The organism is Streptomyces sp. SCSIO 75703 (assembly GCF_036607905.1).
Classification (GTDB): domain Bacteria; phylum Actinomycetota; class Actinomycetes; order Streptomycetales; family Streptomycetaceae; genus Streptomyces.
Map to the genome: position 1 here is coordinate 4,215,614 of NZ_CP144555.1, position 14,668 is coordinate 4,230,281.

A 14,668-nucleotide genomic window follows, 5' to 3' on the forward strand; every position below is an offset into this window, starting at 1 on the left:
GGGGCCCGGAAGGCCCCCGCGCCCGGCGGCGCCACCCTGTCGTCAAGCTCACCTATCCAGGACGGCGGCGGGGCTCTAAAATTTGGGTTACTTAACGGTAGTTAGCGTCAGCATCACTGCGTTTTGGAGCGTGAGAGACCTTGGCCGGATCGGCTGACTTCGACCTGTACCGCCCGTCCGAAGAGCACGACATGCTCCGTGACGCCGTCCGCTCGCTGGCCGAGGCGAAGATCGCGCCGTACGCCGCCGCGGTGGACGAGGAGGCCCGCTTCCCGCGGGAGGCCCTCGACGCCCTGACCGCCAACGACCTGCACGCCGTGCACGTCCCCGAGGAGTACGGCGGCAGCGGCGCCGACGCGCTCGCCACGGTGATCGTCATCGAGGAGGTCGCCCGCGTCTGCGCGTCCTCGTCCCTGATCCCCGCGGTGAACAAGCTGGGCTCGCTCCCCGTCGTCCTCTCCGGCTCCGAGCAGCTCAAGAAGCGCTACCTGGGCCCGCTCGCCAAGGGCGACGCGATGTTCTCGTACTGCCTCTCCGAGCCCGACGCGGGCTCCGACGCGGCCGGCATGAAGACCAGGGCGGTCCGCGACGGCGACCACTACGTCCTCGACGGCGTCAAGCGCTGGATCACCAACGCCGGCGAGTCCGAGTACTACACGGTGATGGCGGTCACCGACCCGGAGAAGCGCTCGAAGGGCATCTCCGCCTTCGTCGTGGAGAAGGGCGACGCGGGCGTCTCCTTCGGCGCCCCGGAGAAGAAGCTCGGCATCAAGGGCTCCCCGACCCGCGAGGTCTACCTCGACAACGTCCGCATCCCCGCCGACCGCATGATCGGCGAGGAGGGCACGGGCTTCGCCACCGCGATGAAGACGCTGGACCACACCCGCATCACCATCGCCGCCCAGGCCCTCGGCATCGCCCAGGGCGCCCTGGACTACGCCAAGGGCTACGTCCGCGAGCGCAAGCAGTTCGGCAAGCCGATCGGCGACTTCCAGGGCGTGCAGTTCATGCTGGCCGACATGGCCATGAAGATCGAGGCCGCCCGCCAGCTCACCTACGCCGCCGCGGCCAAGTCCGAGCGCGTGGCCGCCGGAGGGGGAGAAGGGGACCTCACGTTCCAGGGCGCCGCCGCCAAGTGCTTCGCCTCGGACGTCGCCATGGAGGTCACCACCGACGCCGTCCAGCTCCTCGGCGGCTACGGCTACACCCGCGACTACCCGGTGGAACGCATGATGCGCGACGCCAAGATCACCCAGATTTATGAGGGCACGAACCAGGTCCAGCGGATCGTGATGGCCCGGAACCTTCCGTAGCAGGGTTTATGCAGGTCAGGGGCGGTTTCGAGGGTCCGCGTGGGCATTCTGGGCTGTCCGTCCATTGCGGCCGGACCAGGGCCCTTCCTGGGCGTCATGCTGGGGGAAGCCTGGGCGGATGCCGGACTGAAATGGCCAATGACCTGCACAAACAACGCAGCCCCCGGCGTGACGCCGGGGGCTGTTGGCGTTTGCCGATCAGGCAACCTCTGACGCCTCCGTAGGGTCGTCGGCGCCGGGCGCCAGGCCCTCCTCGCACTCGCCCACCTGCGGGTGGGACCAACCTATGCCCAGCTCGCGGCTGGATTCGGCGTCGCTCCGGTGCTCGACCACCCGGACCACCAGCCTCGTCCAGGCCGTCCTCACCCTTCATCTGGCCGGCTCAGACCGATGATGGAAAAGCCTCACTGCCCGAAATCGTCGTGACTGTGGAGCGGTCGGGGGAAGACCGGCCGACCGGCCACCGCCTTCTCACTCCGCGTTGACACCTCCGGTGACTCTGCGCCCCAGCCGGTCGGTTCGAAGAGTGACCGGAACCGGGGCACTGACCGTCACGCAGAGCCGTGGCCGGCCAGCGCGGAGCGTGAGCAGAACCGCGCAATCGTCGTCCGCCTGGACGCCTACCGCCCGGAACCGGAGCAGGCCCCGGAGCCTGCGCCAGAACCAAAGCGGCCGGAACCTTCCTGGCGCTGCTCTCACCAATGCAGAGTGCCCCGGCCGCATGACCGGGGCCCGTTTCGTTGCTTGGACTACCTGACAGGGCACGCCAGTTCAGGCTTTGAGCGATTCGGTGAGCACGTCACCACGGCCAGGGAGAGATACGAGGGGCGTTCGAGGTAGAAGCCGTACGACACATCAGCACCCGAGCGCAGATGCTCGGCAGCAGTGTTCACCAGCCGGGCCAGACGTGTGGTGTCTCGGTCCCTCTCCGGTGCGAACCGGGACGCGTACTCGGCCAGTCGCGCACCGATCCAGGCCGCCGCTTCCTTCGCTTCATCACACGTGTCACGGACAAGGGAGCGGGGCTTGATGAGCCAGTACGCCGTTTCCAGCGGCGGCAGATCGACAGTCGGGAACTCGGCTGCCACTTCCCGGTACCGCTGGATCAGTTCAGGCCTGCTTCCGGCCGGGGGCGGCTCGGGGTGCGGGGGTCGCCGTAGGGCTTCCTGGTCAAAACGCTCTTTCGGGCCGGTCCAGAGATACGCGTGGTGGTGCACGAGTCGTTCCCGTTCGAGAAGTACCAGCCGGGCCCGGACCCAGGGACGGGGATGGACCCGGGCCCGGCTGGCGGGAGGGGAAGGATCAGATGCTCAGGCCGAAGCGGGCCGGGTCGATTCCGGCCGCGTCCAGTTCCTCCGTGGTGAAGCGCAGCGGCTCCGCATTCGGCCGCTTGCTGTCACCAAGGGCCCAGGCGTTCTCGCCGATCTGGGCCAGGATCACGCACCCCTCGGTGCAGGGGCCGCCGCACGCCTTCACGAACGGGGCCCCGTCGATGTCGAGCGCGTACAGGTCGGTTCCGTTCAGCATTACTGCACCTTCCTGTTCAACTGATCGCGGCCATGGCTGACCGCCGCCGCCCATGCCGGGCGGGAGTTCATGGGAGAGGAGAGATCCGTCAACGACCAGAACGCTTACCGCGCCCAGCACAGCGCCAGCACTGACACGGAGGCCATTGGGACGTCCTGAGGGGCGGGAGGTCATCCGTGGTGGACACGGCGCGTTCCGGCCCCCAGGTCTGGCCGGAGTCGCGAGAGACCCGCATGGTCATCAGGGGCCGGTCCGCGAAGAGGTTTGCGCCTGTTCCCTTGCTCATGACGTGTGCGCCTCTGCGTGGTGCTTACGCAGCCTCACGTTGGCGTCAGAAACAGCGCTGTGGTCCCCCGTGGAGCGGGCGTTCTCGCGGGCCACCGACAAGGACAGACAGCCAGAGCAACCAGGCCTGGCATACGGCTCGCTGAGTGGCTCCGTCAGACACGTCCCCAACCTGGCTGGGGTCTCAGGACCGGAAGTTCTCTCTTCGCTCTCCATGGCGTCATTTTGGACTGCGCCGAAGAAGCGGCTCTAGCCTGTTTCCTGTTCTCGCAAAAAGTCGTCCCGGATGGCTTCGGTCAGGCACCGCATTGCATCTCCGGACAGGGCCGCTCGTTCGAAGCCTTCGAATTTATCGACGTAGAGCCCTACATCCCTCGGGTCTGTGGCGACTACCTCGGCATGGACTGTCTCTATCGTGACCATCCGGTCATCACGAATGACGAAAGCATGATTCGCGATGTCGCGCTGCTGAATCCCCAGCGGGACTATTCGGATGTCCACATGGGGCAGGCGGGAAATGGAAACGATGCGGTCGAGCCGAGCCGCCATCATCTGTGGCGGGATAATGCGCCACCGTAGGACTGGTTCGGTGATGATGAGCCGCAGCCTCTTGGTGTTGTCGTAGAGGACCGCTTGCCGTTCAAGTCTGCCGTTAATTGTTCGTTGGAGAGAGTCCTCACTGAGGTCGTGCCGTTGGAGGATGGCCCGGATGTACTCCGGCGTCTGAAGCAACCCCGGCACCAAGGCCGGTTGGAACAGCCGGAGCATGGACATCTGCGCCTCAAGCGCCTTGGCCGCTTGTTGGCCCTTGTGGACCCCGATGCGCTTCAGAAGTCGCCATGCCGTCGCTTCCGTGGCCGACGCGCGGGCGGCCTCGGCGTACTCCGCCTTGACCTCATCCGAGACGCCGATGGCGGTCAGGATGCGCTCCACGTCAGTCGCATTTGCCGCGAGCTTCGCATTTTCGATCTTGGACAGCTTGGACGGAGACATGAGGGCGCTGCGGGCCACCGCTTTGGCTTCCTTACCGGATGCCACTCGCAGGGCCCGCAGCGCTGCCCCAAGATGTCCTCTGTTCACGCCCTGTACTTGGCCCACCAATCCGTGAACGGTTCGGCGTGGGAGAGTGCCACGTCACGGTGTCCGGAGAATTCCGTCACTCGATCCGGTGGCAGGACTTCCGAGCCCATGGATCAAGAGCGTGCCGCGATCCGTCGCGTAGATCGTCGGGCAGTCTTTGATGTCGCACGTGCTGACCAGCTTGGTGACCTTCATGGTCTGGGTTCCCCTCTCCCGTGCTGCCAGTACCCCGCATCTGGGTTGATGCTCCCGAGGCCAGGGCGCGCGGGTCAAGCGATCACGGTTGACGGAACGGGAAACCGCGTAACCTCCCCGGAGTCTGCCGCCCCTCCGACCGGTCGGGGAGGCTGCCGCCAGTACCGCGCCGACCTGGGCAGACTCCTGACGATCATGGGGAAATGCTGGGCAGGGCTCAGCCAAGAGGGGTGTCCGTGCAGGTCAGCGCCGTATGGCCTGTAAAGCACCCAGATCTACGAGGGCACCAACCAGGTCCAGCGCATCGTCATGGCCAGAAACCTTCCGTAACAGGGTTCAGGACCGTCCCCAGACGTCATGCTGGGGAAAGCCTGGTCTGCCGCCCGCGCTGCTTGCGCCGACGGTTGACCCGTTGGTCCTTCGGCTCCGGGGTCGTGTTCTGGATGCGGCGCCGCCAAAGAACGCCCCTGCCATTTGCGGCAGGGGCGTTCGTTTGTCGGTCAGCGTCGCATGTGGTCACTCGTCCGTGGGGGGAATGACGAATCCCCGCATCGGCCCTGGTCCCGGTTTCTCCTCAGGGAATTTGGCGGCCAGGGATGCCAGCGCGTCAGCCGTGACGTCCCGGCGCGTGGCCGGGTCGTACACGCGCCAGGGGCCTGCCGTGTTCTCCGGGTTCTCGAGTGCGACCACACCGGGGATTCCCAACCGCCTCAGCACGGCATCGACTTGCCGGGCCTGCTCAGCGTCCACACTTCCGCCTTCCGTCCGCACGTGGCCGGCCTAGCCATCGCCATCTCCGTCGCCCGAGCAGTGCGAAGCGCACTTGCCCGGATTGATCGGGCCGCAGCCGCCAGGCTTGGGGGTGTGGGAGCAGTTGGCCGCCACCGGCACCAGGGCCTTGGCCGGGCCCGTCCACAGTTCACTGTCCACGGTGTGCCCGGCCTGCTCGATGATGGCCACCGTACGCGTGAGCGCGTGCTCGTCGTGACGCGCCGCGTCGGGACGCTCGGGCCAGTGATGCACGAACCGCCCCAGACGCCGGCACAGCTTCTTGTACAGGTTCGTATGCAGGATCAGGGCGTGCCACCCCTCGTCCACCACGTTGGACGGCGTGATTGTGACGGTGGGGAACTGCGCCGCCGTGTCCATGAACTTGAGCGCTTCCACCACGATCCGCTCGGCCGTAGCCTTCTGCATGCCGGGGTTGTTGTCGACAACGGTTGCGACCACACCCCCGAACGCGGCAGGGGTGAGTAATGCGCGTACGTCGTGCATGTGGGTTCCTCCCTGTTGTGGCATGGCACAGCCCACCCCGGTAGCCCGACTGTCCAAGGTTTCCGCTACCGGGGTGGGACAGGCCGGTGGGCCGTCACGGGGACGACGGACGCACCGGAGACTTCTCGACCCGCCGGACGGAATCCGGCGGGACCAGCCATTCCGCGCCCCCGGACTCCGGCCACAGAAACGCCGTCGGGCGCTTCCGGCGTTCCTGCGGCGGGTCGGCGGGGTCCTCGAAGTCCGGGATCACGTCACGCAGGACTCCGACCCTGCCCCACGCATCCGTGACGAGGGCCCCGATGTCCCGGGCCGTGACCATCAGTGGCCCTCCGGATGCCGCCGCAGGAAGACGTTGCAGTCCGACACCGTGGTCATGTCGCCAACCACCCGCGCGCGGTCTCGCGCGTTGGCCAGTTCCTCGCATCCGGCGCAGCCCGGCACAGGGGTGGGTTCACGGTCCACGGTCAGCGGAAGCTCCACCGGCTCACCCGGATGAGTTCTCGGCTCACTCGTACCGACACCCCTGTGAGTACGCACGCCGCGAACTCCCCGGCTCCGTCTGCCGACTTCATCCCGCCCACCATGCTGGCCTTCCGATCGATTCCGCGTCGATGTCGTGACCGTAGGAAGCGGAGATGATCGGGCTCCACGAACTTGCACGAGCTTGCACGTCAATTCACGTGACTCATTGCGGTATTGACGCTCTCTTCGCAGGTTGAGGATGCTGGTGCAAGCCCGAGCAAGTACCTAAATCAGGGAGCCTGCCGTGGCCGTGGAGTTCGTTGGGATCGACCCCGACACCGACCGGGACCACTGCCTCACCGTGTGGGCGGACGCGGAAGCACAGGAGATCTTGTTGCAGGGGTGGAAGCCGACCCCCGAGGCTCAGGCGGACTGCGAAGGAAGCAGCCCCGCGAACGGTCCGGTACCCGACAGCGAGGCCATCGTCAGGCTTCCGGCCCGGATGATTCCGATGATCAGGGAGGCATGCGATGCCGTCGAGCGTGCCCGGCTTCGCTGAGCTGCTTGGCCGGTGCGAGCGGTCCGCCGTCCACCTGGAGTTGCGTGACGCCTACGCCGCCACGGACCGGTTCGAGGCATGGAAGCGTGGGGAGCGGATCAACTGGGAGGACCGCCAGTCCTGGTGGCACCCCTACGACCAGTTGATCGCTGACACCGTCGCCAGGGGCGTGGTGATCCGAAGGGCGCGGGTGATCTCCGAGCCGGTGTCGGAGTACATCCGCTGGGAGCACTACGTCACTCACGCCAACGTCACAGCAGGCGAGCGGGTCCGCTGGCTGCCCCGGCGACAAGCCACGACCGTTCCCCTGCCCGGCAACGACTTCTGGTTGTTCGATGACGCGCTGCTCCGGGTCCACCACTTCTCAGGTGACGGCGCGGTGGTGGAGGATGAGATCACGGCAGACCCGGAAACCGTGAAGCTGTGCTCCACCGCATTCGAAACGGTCTGGGAGCGAGCGATCCCGCACCACCAGTACAAGGTCTGACGAAAGCCGGCTCCATGCCCCCACACCCCTCTTCACGCATACAGAAGGCCCGCCAAGCCCTGGCCAACCGTCTGCGCGAGATCCGGAAAGACGCGGGAATCAGCGGGCGGGAGCTGGCCGTCAGTTGCGGCTGGTCCGAGTCGAAGTCGTCCCGGATCGAGAACGCCAAGACGCCGCCGTCCGATGCCGATATCCGGGCGTGGTGCCGGGCCTGCGCCGCCGAGGACCAGGCCCCCGACCTGATCGCGGCCAACCGGCAGTCCGCCGAAGCACACGTGGAGTGGAAGCGACTCCAGCGGACCGGCCTCCGGAGACTCCAAGAGAGCACCGGCGACCTCTACCAACAAACCAGGACCTTCCGCGTCTACGTATCCGACGTGATCCCCGGCTTCCTTCAGACACCGGGGTACGCCTCCGCCCTGCTGACCTCCATCGCCGATTTCCGAGGAACGCCCGACGACGTGAGCGACGCAGTGGCAGCCCGCATGAGGCGCAACGAAGTGCTGAAAAAGGGCGGACGCCGATTCTCCTTCGTACTGGAGGAGTCGGTATTGCGGTACCGGCTGTGCAGTTCCGAGACCATGGCGGCGCAGCTCGGCCACCTGCTCGGGGTCATGGACCTCCACAACGTCGCCGTGGGCATCGTCCCGTTCTCAGAGCGACGGGCCGTATGGCCCATGCCCACCTTCACGGTCTTCGACGACAGAAGAGTGCACGCCGACACCCTCGACGCCGCCTCCACGCTCGCACAGCCCAGTCAGGTCGAGCTGTACACCCGAGCCTTTGAACGTCTCTCGCAGGGGGCGGCGCGAGGAGCGGCGGCCCGTTCCCTTATCGCGGACGCGGTGGCGTCCCTGGGCTGACCAGCAACGCAGACACCTCACGTGATGATCCAGGGGAATGCCGGGAAAGCACCCGGTCGCGGCCCCCGGAGGGTCAGTCCTCGTAGCCCTCCGCGGCCCGGGTCCGGCGCAGCTCCATGATGGCGCGGCGGCGGGCCAGGCGGTGGGTGCGGCGGATCTGGGCCTCCTGGTAGCGGCGCCGGTCGCGGTCGGTCTCGGGCAGGACCGGCGGGACCGAGCGGGGCTTGCCGTCGGCGTCGACCGCGGCGAAGACCAGGTAGGCCGAGCCGACCTGGGTGGCCGGGGCGGACTCGTTCCAGCGTTCGGCCAGGACCCGGACGCCGACCTCCATGGAGGTGCGGCCGGTCCAGTTGACCTGGGCCTTCACATGGACGAGGTCGCCGACGCGGACCGGTTCGAGGAAGGCCATCTCGTCCATGGACGCGGTGACGGCGGGGCCGCCGGAGTGCCGTCCGGCCACGGCACCGGCGGCGTCGTCGACGAGCTTCATGATCACGCCGCCGTGCACCGTCCCCAGGAGGTTGGTGTCGTTGTGCGTCATGATGTGGCTGAGGGTGGTACGGGAGGCCGAGGTCGGCTTGCCCGGGATCTCCGGAACCGCCGCATGCTCGGCGGAGGCCGGGTCTGCCTGGTCTGTCATGGCCTCCACCTTATGCCGGTCCGGCGCGCCGGACGGTTTGTGTCAGCTTCGCAACAGCGGAGCCCCGGAACCCCACCGCCCCTGTCAGCGGCCCGGCCGCCCACTGCACACTGGTCCGCATGAGCGAATGGCCCGAGGGATGGTCCGGTGACGACCGCGGCAGCCGTTACGGACGCGGCAGCGCGAGCCCGCGGCCCGAGAACGCCCGCGTGATGCGGCAGGTCCGCCGCGGCCAGGCGGCCCCGCCGCAGGCCGGCGGGGTGCCGCGGCAGCCGTCGTACGTCGACGGCGCGGGCCACGGCGGCCGGGACGGCTACGACAGCGGGTACAACACCGGCCGGGTCTACGGCGGGTCCGGCGGCGGTCCGCACGGACCCGCGCCCGGCGCCGGACGCCCCGCGCCCGACTGGCGCCGCCGCGTCAAGCGGACGGCGATCACGGTGGTGACCGTGTTGCTCGTCACAACGGTGGGCACCTACTTCTGGGCCGACTCCAAGCTCAACCGCGAGGTCGACCTCTCCAAGGTCATCGAGCGGCCGGAGGCGGGCAAGGGCACCAACTACCTGATCGTCGGCTCCGACAGCCGCGAGGGCATGACCGACGAGCAGAAGAAGCACCTGCACACCGGCTCCGCCGAGGGCAAGCGCACCGACTCGATGATGATCCTGCACACCGGTGGCAACGGGTCGACGCTGGTCTCGCTGCCCCGCGACTCGAACGTGGAGATCCCGAGCTTCGTCGGCTCCGACTCCGGCAAGACCTACCCGGGCACCGGCCGGCACGTGAAGCTGAACGCCGCCTACGCCGAGGACGGGCCCGAACTGCTCGTGCGGACCGTCGAGTTCAACACCGGGCTGCGGATCGACCACTACGTCGAGATCGGCTTCGCCGGCTTCGCCAACATCGTGGACGCGGTCGGCGGCGTGGAGATGGACATCCCGCAGGACATCAAGGACACGAAGTCCGGCGCCGACCTGAAGAAGGGCAGGCAGACCCTCGACGGGCAGCAGGCGCTGGCCTTCGTCCGCACCCGCTACGCGCTGGCCGGCTCCGACCTGGACCGCACGAAGAACCAGCAGAAGTTCCTGGCCGCGCTGGCGAGCCAGGTGGCCACGCCCGCCACGGTCCTGAACCCCTTCCGGCTCTACCCGACCATGGGCGCCGGCCTCGACTCCCTCATCGTCGACAAGGACATGAGCCTGTTCGACCTGGCCGGGATGTTCTGGGCGATGAAGGGCGTCAGCGGCGGCGACGGCACGTCGCTGAACATGCCGGTCTCCGGCAGCGCCGGCGGCAACCTCACCTGGGACTCCGCCAAGGTGAAGACGCTGGTGGACCAGTTGAGGAACGACGAGAAGGTCACCGTCACCGGCAACTGAACCGGCGGCCCGCCCCGGCCGCTTCCGTCATCCCTTGCCGCAGACCACCTCGTCGCCGCGCACCACCGTCCCGGACTCCTGCCGCGGTTCGGCCGGCCGCACCTTGCGGACCTCCTCGAAGTCCGCGCCCGCGATCACCTTGAGCGTGGCGCCCTGTCCCTCGACCGGCCGCAGCTCACTGCCGGGCAGGGCGGCGGCCAGGGACTTCGCCGAGCGGTCCCAGCGGGGGTCGTAGGCGACCACCGTCCGCCGCGCGGTGCGGTCCGCGGCGTTCACCGGAGCCCGCGTGGTGGCGAAGCCGGTCGCGGCCAGGGCGTCGTCCACGCGCTTGCCGAGCCCGGAGGTCGCGGTGCCGTTCTCGACCTGGACCCGGATCTCCCGCGGGTCCACCGGGACCGGCACGGCCGACGGGGCCGGCGCCGCGCGGTGCGGGGCGAGCGGCTTGTCCTCGCGCAGCGCCGCGAAGATCCGCTCCGAGGCGGCGGGGTCCCACTTCAGGGTCGACCCGACGCCCTCGACGGTGTGGCCCATCTTCCCGATCGGCACGGTGGTGAACTCCGAGGAGGACGGCGAGAAGTTCCGCATCGCCCGCCCCAGGGCGAGCAGTTCGTCGGTGCCGAAGCCGCGGTCCGCCCGCACCGAGCCCAGGACGGCCTGGGTGATCTCCCGGAACTTCAGTGGGTTGAGCAGGATGCCGGAGGAGGTCGCCCGGTCGACCAGGGCCGCCAGGAAACGCTGCTGGCGCGTCATCCGGCTCAGGTCGGACGCCCCGTCCAGGTGCCGGGAGCGGACGTACTGGAGCGCCGGCCCGCCCTTGAGCAGGTGGGTGCCGGCGGCCAGGTCGAGGCCGGTGTAGCTGTCCTTGAGCGGCTGGGCGGTGCAGATCTCCACCCCGCCGATGACGTCCACGGTCTTCATGAAGCTGGTGAAGTCGACCTCCAGGTAGTGGTCGATCCGCACCCGCGTCATGTGCTCGACGGTCCGGATGGTGAGCTGCGGGCCGCCCTCCGCGTAGGCCGCGTTGAGCTTGATCGGGTGCCCGGAGTGCCGCTCGCCGGTGGTCTCGTCGGTGTGCGGCGGCGTCTCGGCGTACGAGTCGCGCGGCAGGCTGACCACGCTGGCCCGCTCCCGGTCCTCCGAGATGTGCACCAGCATGATCGTGTCGGTGCAGTGGCAGGGGGCGCCGCCGAGCCGGTACGCGCGCCGCTCCTCCTCGGTGATCTTGTCGCGGCCGTCGGTGCCGACCAGCAGGAGGTTGGTGCCGTGGCCGCCGCGCGGCCGGTTCTTCATGTCCTTGAAGGCGTCCACCCGGGCGATGTCCGCGTCCAGCCCCGACAGCACCGCGTGACCGATGCCCGCGGAGGCGAGCAGCACCACCGACAAGGCGGTGGCCACCCGCACGGCCCACCGCGGCCGCTTGCGCCGTACGGCGGTACCGGCCGGCCGGCGCGACGGGCCGGTACGGCCCCGCCGGGGCGGGGGGCCGCCCGGTGGGGGCGCTGCCGGAACCCTGGGGGGACGGGGCGGCGTGGGCAAAGGAGGCACCTCCGCGAGGTCGGGACGCCGGTCCGGACGTGGGACGTCCGAAAACCGTAGGCCCATACGATCTGCTGCCCGGCGCTGTGGCCCCCGCGGCGCGCACCCGTGTCCCCCGTTCGCGGTAACGTGAGCACCGATGAACGCCAAGTCCGACGTGCGGCTGCCCGCCGTTTCCGTGATCATGCCCGTCCTCAACGAGGAGCGGCATCTGCGCGGCGCCGTCCGCGCCATCCTCGCCCAGGAGTACGCCGGCGAGATGGAGGTCGTGATCGCCCTCGGTCCCTCCGCGGACCGCACGGACGAGATCGCGGCCGAGCTGGTCCGCGAGGACCCGCGCGTGCACACCGTGCCCAACCCCACCGGCCGTACGCCCGCCGCGCTGAACGCCGCCATCAAGGCGTCCCGCCACCCGGTCGTCGTCCGGGTGGACGGTCACGGCATGCTGTCGCCGGACTACATCGCCACCGCCGTACGGCTCCTGGAGGAGACCGGCGCGCAGAACGTGGGCGGCATCATGCACGCCGAGGGCGAGAACGCCTGGGAGGACGCCGTCGCCGCCGCGATGACGTCCCGGATCGGCGTGGGCAACGCGGCCTTCCACACCGGCGGGCGGGCCGGGCCGGCCGAGACCGTCTACCTCGGGGTCTTCCGCCGCGAGGCGCTGGAGCGCCTGGGCGGGTACAACGAGGAGTTCATCCGCGCCCAGGACTGGGAGCTGAACTTCCGCATCCGCGAGTCCGGCGGCCTGATCTGGTTCTCGCCCGAGCTGAAGGTCTCCTACCGGCCCCGCCCCTCGGTGCGCGCGCTCGCCAGGCAGTACAAGGACTACGGCCGTTGGCGGCACGTCGTCGCCCGCTACCACGCCGGCTCCATCAACCTGCGCTACCTCGCCCCGCCGGCCGCGGTGTGCGCCATCGCGGCCGGTCTCGTGGCGGGCGCCGTGCTCACCCCGTGGGGCTTCGTCGTACCCGGCGGCTACCTCGCCGCGATCGCCCTCGGCTCGCTCCCGGCGGGCAAGGGGCTGCCCCTGAAGGCGCGGGCGCGGATACCGGTGGCGCTGGCGACCATGCACATGTCGTGGGGCTGGGGTTTCCTGACCAGCCCCCGGTCGCTGGCGCGCAAGGTGATCGCGAGCCGGCGCCCCGCCGTGCGGCCGGACGCCGACGCCCAGACCCGCTGACCCGCCGGCCGCGGCGCGGCCCGGCAGACCCGCGGTTCCCGGGCCCGGCCCGGGGGCCCGCGTTCCCGGTCCCCGGCCCCGCCGGCCCCGCGGACCCGGGTGTCCCGCACCGTTCCCCGTGCGGGCCGCGACGCGCCGGCCCGCCCCCGCGCGGGTCCGGCCGCCTCATCCTCACTCCCAGGTGAAAGCCGGGTTCACCCGCATACAGGCGCTCTCGTCGGCACCGTTGAGGGCCTCGGCCGACTCCGGCGTCGTGTCGTCCTTCGGCGGCGCCTCGTACGAGGTCCCCTCCCGCCAGTCCGCGCCGACGACGAGCGTGACGCCCGACACCTCGGTCGAGCGCAGGACGGCGCTCTGCGGGAGGCCGAGGACCTCGGCGACCCGCCGGGCGTCGCCCTCCAGTTCGGCGCTCGGGTAGCGCACGACGGTCCGCTCCTCTCCGGGCAGCGGGGAGGAGTCGGCGAGGGCCCGGCCGAAGCCCTTCTCCACCAGCAGCGCCGCCACGGCGCTCGCGCGCCCGCCGACCGCCGCGCGGTCCTCGGTGCGGGTGCCGTTGCGGACCTGCACGGAGATCCGGTCGTCGGCGGCGGGCGGGTCCTCGGAGGGCGTCGCCTCGGGGGCGGCGTCCGGCTCCTTCGGCGCGTCCTTGCCGTCCAGCGCGATGTCCTCGCGCACCAGCCGGAAGAGCTGCTCGGCGTCCTGGGTCGGCTCCACCCGGGCGCCCACGTACCGGTTGGGCATCGTGGTCATGGTGATGCGCTCGGGTTCCACCTTGCGCATCTCGTTGCTCAGGTCGTACAGCTTCTTCACGGTGTCGAGGCCCGGGTCGACGGTGAGGGCGTCGGTGGCCTGCTCGGCCAGCCGGCGCAGCTTGCCGGGGCTGCTCAGCGTGGCGTTCTCGCGCAGTTCGCGGACCATCGAGTTGAGGTACATGTGCTGCGCCTTGGCGCGGGCCAGGTCGCTGCCGTCCTCGAAGCCGTAGCGGGTGCGCAGCCACTGGAGGGCCTGTTCGCCGCGGACCGGGTGGGTGCCCTTCTCCAGCTTCAGGCCGGAGCCGTGCCCTTTGGCGTCGCGGGAGTGGATGTTGGCGTCCACGCAGACCGGGACGCCGCCGACGGCGTCGGCCATGGCGACCACGCCGGCGAAGTCGACCATCACGAAGTGGTCGATGCGGATGCCGGTCAGCTCCTGCCAGGTGGCGACCGTGCAGCCGGGGCCGCCGTGGCCGAGGCTCTGGTTGGTCATCACCCGGCCCTGGCTGGCCGGGTAGACGGTGCCGTCCTCAGGGTCGGTGCACTTGGGGATCCGCACGAGGGTGTCGCGCGGCATGCTGATCACCGACATGTTGCTGCGGTCGGCCGACACGTGCACCAGCATCTGCACGTCCGCGAGGGGCGTGGAGCCGAACGTCTCGCGGGCGCCGCCCAGTTGCTGGTTCTCCTCGGTGTCCCGGGCGTCCGAGCCGATGACGAGGATGTTCAGCGGGGTCTGGCCGGCCGCGTTCGGCGTCGGGTCGGCGAGCCTCTTGTCGCCCAGGTTGAGCGTGTCCTTCTTGATGTTGCCGTTGAGGTGCTCGTAGTACAGGTAGCCGGCGCCGGCCGTGCCGGCTATGAGCACCGCGAGGGTGAGGGCGGTCCAGCGCAGCGCGCGCCGGCCGCGGCGCGGCCGTTTGCCGGCCTCCTTCCCGCCCCCGCCGCCCCCCGTGCCGCCGTCGCCGCCGTCACCGCCGTCACCGCCGTCACCGGGAACTTCGGTGTCCTGCGCGACCTCGTCCTCGGGAGCCCCGGACACACCCTGCCGGGCGTCCCGCTCCCGCACACTGCTCTGCGTCACTTACGCGTCCTTCCCCAACCCCGTACCACGGTGCGGGCCCACCGCACG

The 14,668-nt window shown here is 69.7% G+C and carries 14 protein-coding genes and 1 pseudogene; 7 read left to right on the forward strand and 8 right to left on the reverse strand.

The annotated features are described in order from the left end of the window. The first annotated feature begins 140 nt into the window (after positions 1-140). A complete protein-coding gene (locus VM636_RS18570; protein ID WP_030423077.1) occupies positions 141-1,313 on the forward strand; it encodes an acyl-CoA dehydrogenase family protein in 1,173 nt (390 codons plus the stop codon). A 222-nt stretch (positions 1,314-1,535) separates the two neighbouring features. After that, positions 1,536-1,628: pseudogene (locus VM636_RS18575) on the forward strand (transposase family protein); the annotation flags it as partial. A gap of 434 nt (positions 1,629-2,062) precedes the next feature. On the opposite strand, the gene VM636_RS18580 reads toward VM636_RS18575, so the two are convergent. The 5 genes from VM636_RS18580 to VM636_RS18600 all read right to left on the reverse strand — a co-directional run bounded on the left by VM636_RS18580 (position 2,063) and on the right by VM636_RS18600 (position 6,158). Beyond that, on the reverse strand, positions 2,063-2,530 hold the full coding sequence (locus VM636_RS18580) for a hypothetical protein (RefSeq protein WP_078962739.1): 468 nt from the start codon (positions 2,528-2,530) through the stop codon (positions 2,063-2,065). 85 nt (positions 2,531-2,615) lie between these two features. Further along, positions 2,616-2,840 (reverse strand): hypothetical protein, encoded by a 225-nt coding sequence (locus VM636_RS18585; RefSeq protein ID WP_030423078.1) that lies wholly within the window; start codon positions 2,838-2,840, stop codon positions 2,616-2,618. Positions 2,841-3,374: 534 nt separating this feature from the next. After that, positions 3,375-4,205, reverse strand: a complete 831-nt coding sequence (locus VM636_RS18590) for a helix-turn-helix transcriptional regulator (RefSeq protein WP_053914199.1) — start codon at positions 4,203-4,205, stop codon at positions 3,375-3,377. 975 nt (positions 4,206-5,180) lie between these two features. Beyond that, positions 5,181-5,675 carry a hypothetical protein gene (locus tag VM636_RS18595; RefSeq protein ID WP_053914175.1) on the reverse strand — a complete coding sequence of 165 codons (495 nt, stop codon included), beginning with the start codon at positions 5,673-5,675 and terminating at the stop codon, positions 5,181-5,183. Positions 5,676-5,996: 321 nt separating this feature from the next. After that, positions 5,997-6,158 carry a hypothetical protein gene (locus tag VM636_RS18600; protein WP_234312781.1) on the reverse strand — a complete coding sequence of 54 codons (162 nt, stop codon included), beginning with the start codon at positions 6,156-6,158 and terminating at the stop codon, positions 5,997-5,999. A 286-nt stretch (positions 6,159-6,444) separates the two neighbouring features. Between VM636_RS18600 and VM636_RS18605 the strand changes: the two genes are divergently transcribed. From VM636_RS18605 to VM636_RS18615, 3 genes are read left to right on the forward strand one after another with little or no spacing between them, the layout of a single operon-like run. After that, on the forward strand, positions 6,445-6,699 hold the full coding sequence (locus tag VM636_RS18605) for a hypothetical protein (RefSeq protein WP_053914176.1): 255 nt from the start codon (positions 6,445-6,447) through the stop codon (positions 6,697-6,699). After that, complete coding sequence (locus VM636_RS18610) at positions 6,671-7,186, forward strand: DUF6879 family protein (protein ID WP_030422617.1); 516 nt, start codon at positions 6,671-6,673, stop codon at positions 7,184-7,186. The genes VM636_RS18605 and VM636_RS18610 overlap by 29 nt, the downstream gene beginning before the upstream one ends. 14 nt (positions 7,187-7,200) lie before the next feature. Then, on the forward strand, positions 7,201-8,049 hold the full coding sequence (locus tag VM636_RS18615) for a helix-turn-helix transcriptional regulator (RefSeq protein WP_053914177.1): 849 nt from the start codon (positions 7,201-7,203) through the stop codon (positions 8,047-8,049). Positions 8,050-8,122: 73 nt separating this feature from the next. On the opposite strand, the gene VM636_RS18620 is transcribed toward VM636_RS18615, so the two are convergent. Then, positions 8,123-8,689, reverse strand: coding sequence for an acyl-CoA thioesterase (locus VM636_RS18620; protein WP_053914178.1), 567 nt, complete (start codon positions 8,687-8,689; stop codon positions 8,123-8,125). 119 nt (positions 8,690-8,808) lie between these two features. Between VM636_RS18620 and VM636_RS18625 the strand changes: the two genes are divergently transcribed. After that, a complete protein-coding gene (locus VM636_RS18625) occupies positions 8,809-10,068 on the forward strand; it encodes an LCP family protein (protein ID WP_199809447.1) in 1,260 nt (419 codons plus the stop codon). A gap of 27 nt (positions 10,069-10,095) precedes the next feature. Here the strand turns inward: VM636_RS18625 and VM636_RS18630 are convergent, their stop codons facing one another. Beyond that, a complete protein-coding gene (locus VM636_RS18630) occupies positions 10,096-11,670 on the reverse strand; it encodes an LCP family protein (RefSeq protein ID WP_078856210.1) in 1,575 nt (524 codons plus the stop codon). 73 nt (positions 11,671-11,743) lie between these two features. Here VM636_RS18630 and VM636_RS18635 point away from each other — a divergent pair, with 73 nt between their 5' ends. Continuing rightward, positions 11,744-12,787: a glycosyltransferase family 2 protein gene (locus VM636_RS18635; protein WP_030422612.1), complete on the forward strand. Its 1,044-nt coding sequence runs from the start codon at positions 11,744-11,746 to the stop codon at positions 12,785-12,787. A gap of 171 nt (positions 12,788-12,958) precedes the next feature. On the opposite strand, the gene VM636_RS18640 is transcribed toward VM636_RS18635, so the two are convergent. Beyond that, on the reverse strand, positions 12,959-14,620 hold the full coding sequence (locus tag VM636_RS18640) for an LCP family protein (RefSeq protein ID WP_338485182.1): 1,662 nt from the start codon (positions 14,618-14,620) through the stop codon (positions 12,959-12,961). Positions 14,621-14,668: the final 48 nt, after the last annotated feature.

Excerpts from the sequence above, each read along its gene's own strand:
- VM636_RS18620 (WP_053914178.1), bottom strand. The coding sequence starts at position 8,689 with ATGACAGACCAGGCAGACCCGGCCTCCGCCGAGCATGCGGCGGTTCCG.
- VM636_RS18630 (WP_078856210.1), bottom strand. The coding sequence starts at position 11,670 with ATGGGCCTACGGTTTTCGGACGTCCCACGTCCGGACCGGCGTCCCGAC.
- VM636_RS18585 (WP_030423078.1), bottom strand. The coding sequence starts at position 2,840 with ATGCTGAACGGAACCGACCTGTACGCGCTCGACATCGACGGGGCCCCG.
- VM636_RS18635 (WP_030422612.1), top strand. The coding sequence starts at position 11,744 with ATGAACGCCAAGTCCGACGTGCGGCTGCCCGCCGTTTCCGTGATCATG.
- VM636_RS18615 (WP_053914177.1), top strand. The coding sequence starts at position 7,201 with ATGCCCCCACACCCCTCTTCACGCATACAGAAGGCCCGCCAAGCCCTG.
- VM636_RS18610 (WP_030422617.1), top strand. The coding sequence starts at position 6,671 with ATGCCGTCGAGCGTGCCCGGCTTCGCTGAGCTGCTTGGCCGGTGCGAG.
- VM636_RS18595 (WP_053914175.1), bottom strand. The coding sequence starts at position 5,675 with ATGCACGACGTACGCGCATTACTCACCCCTGCCGCGTTCGGGGGTGTG.
- VM636_RS18625 (WP_199809447.1), top strand. The coding sequence starts at position 8,809 with ATGAGCGAATGGCCCGAGGGATGGTCCGGTGACGACCGCGGCAGCCGT.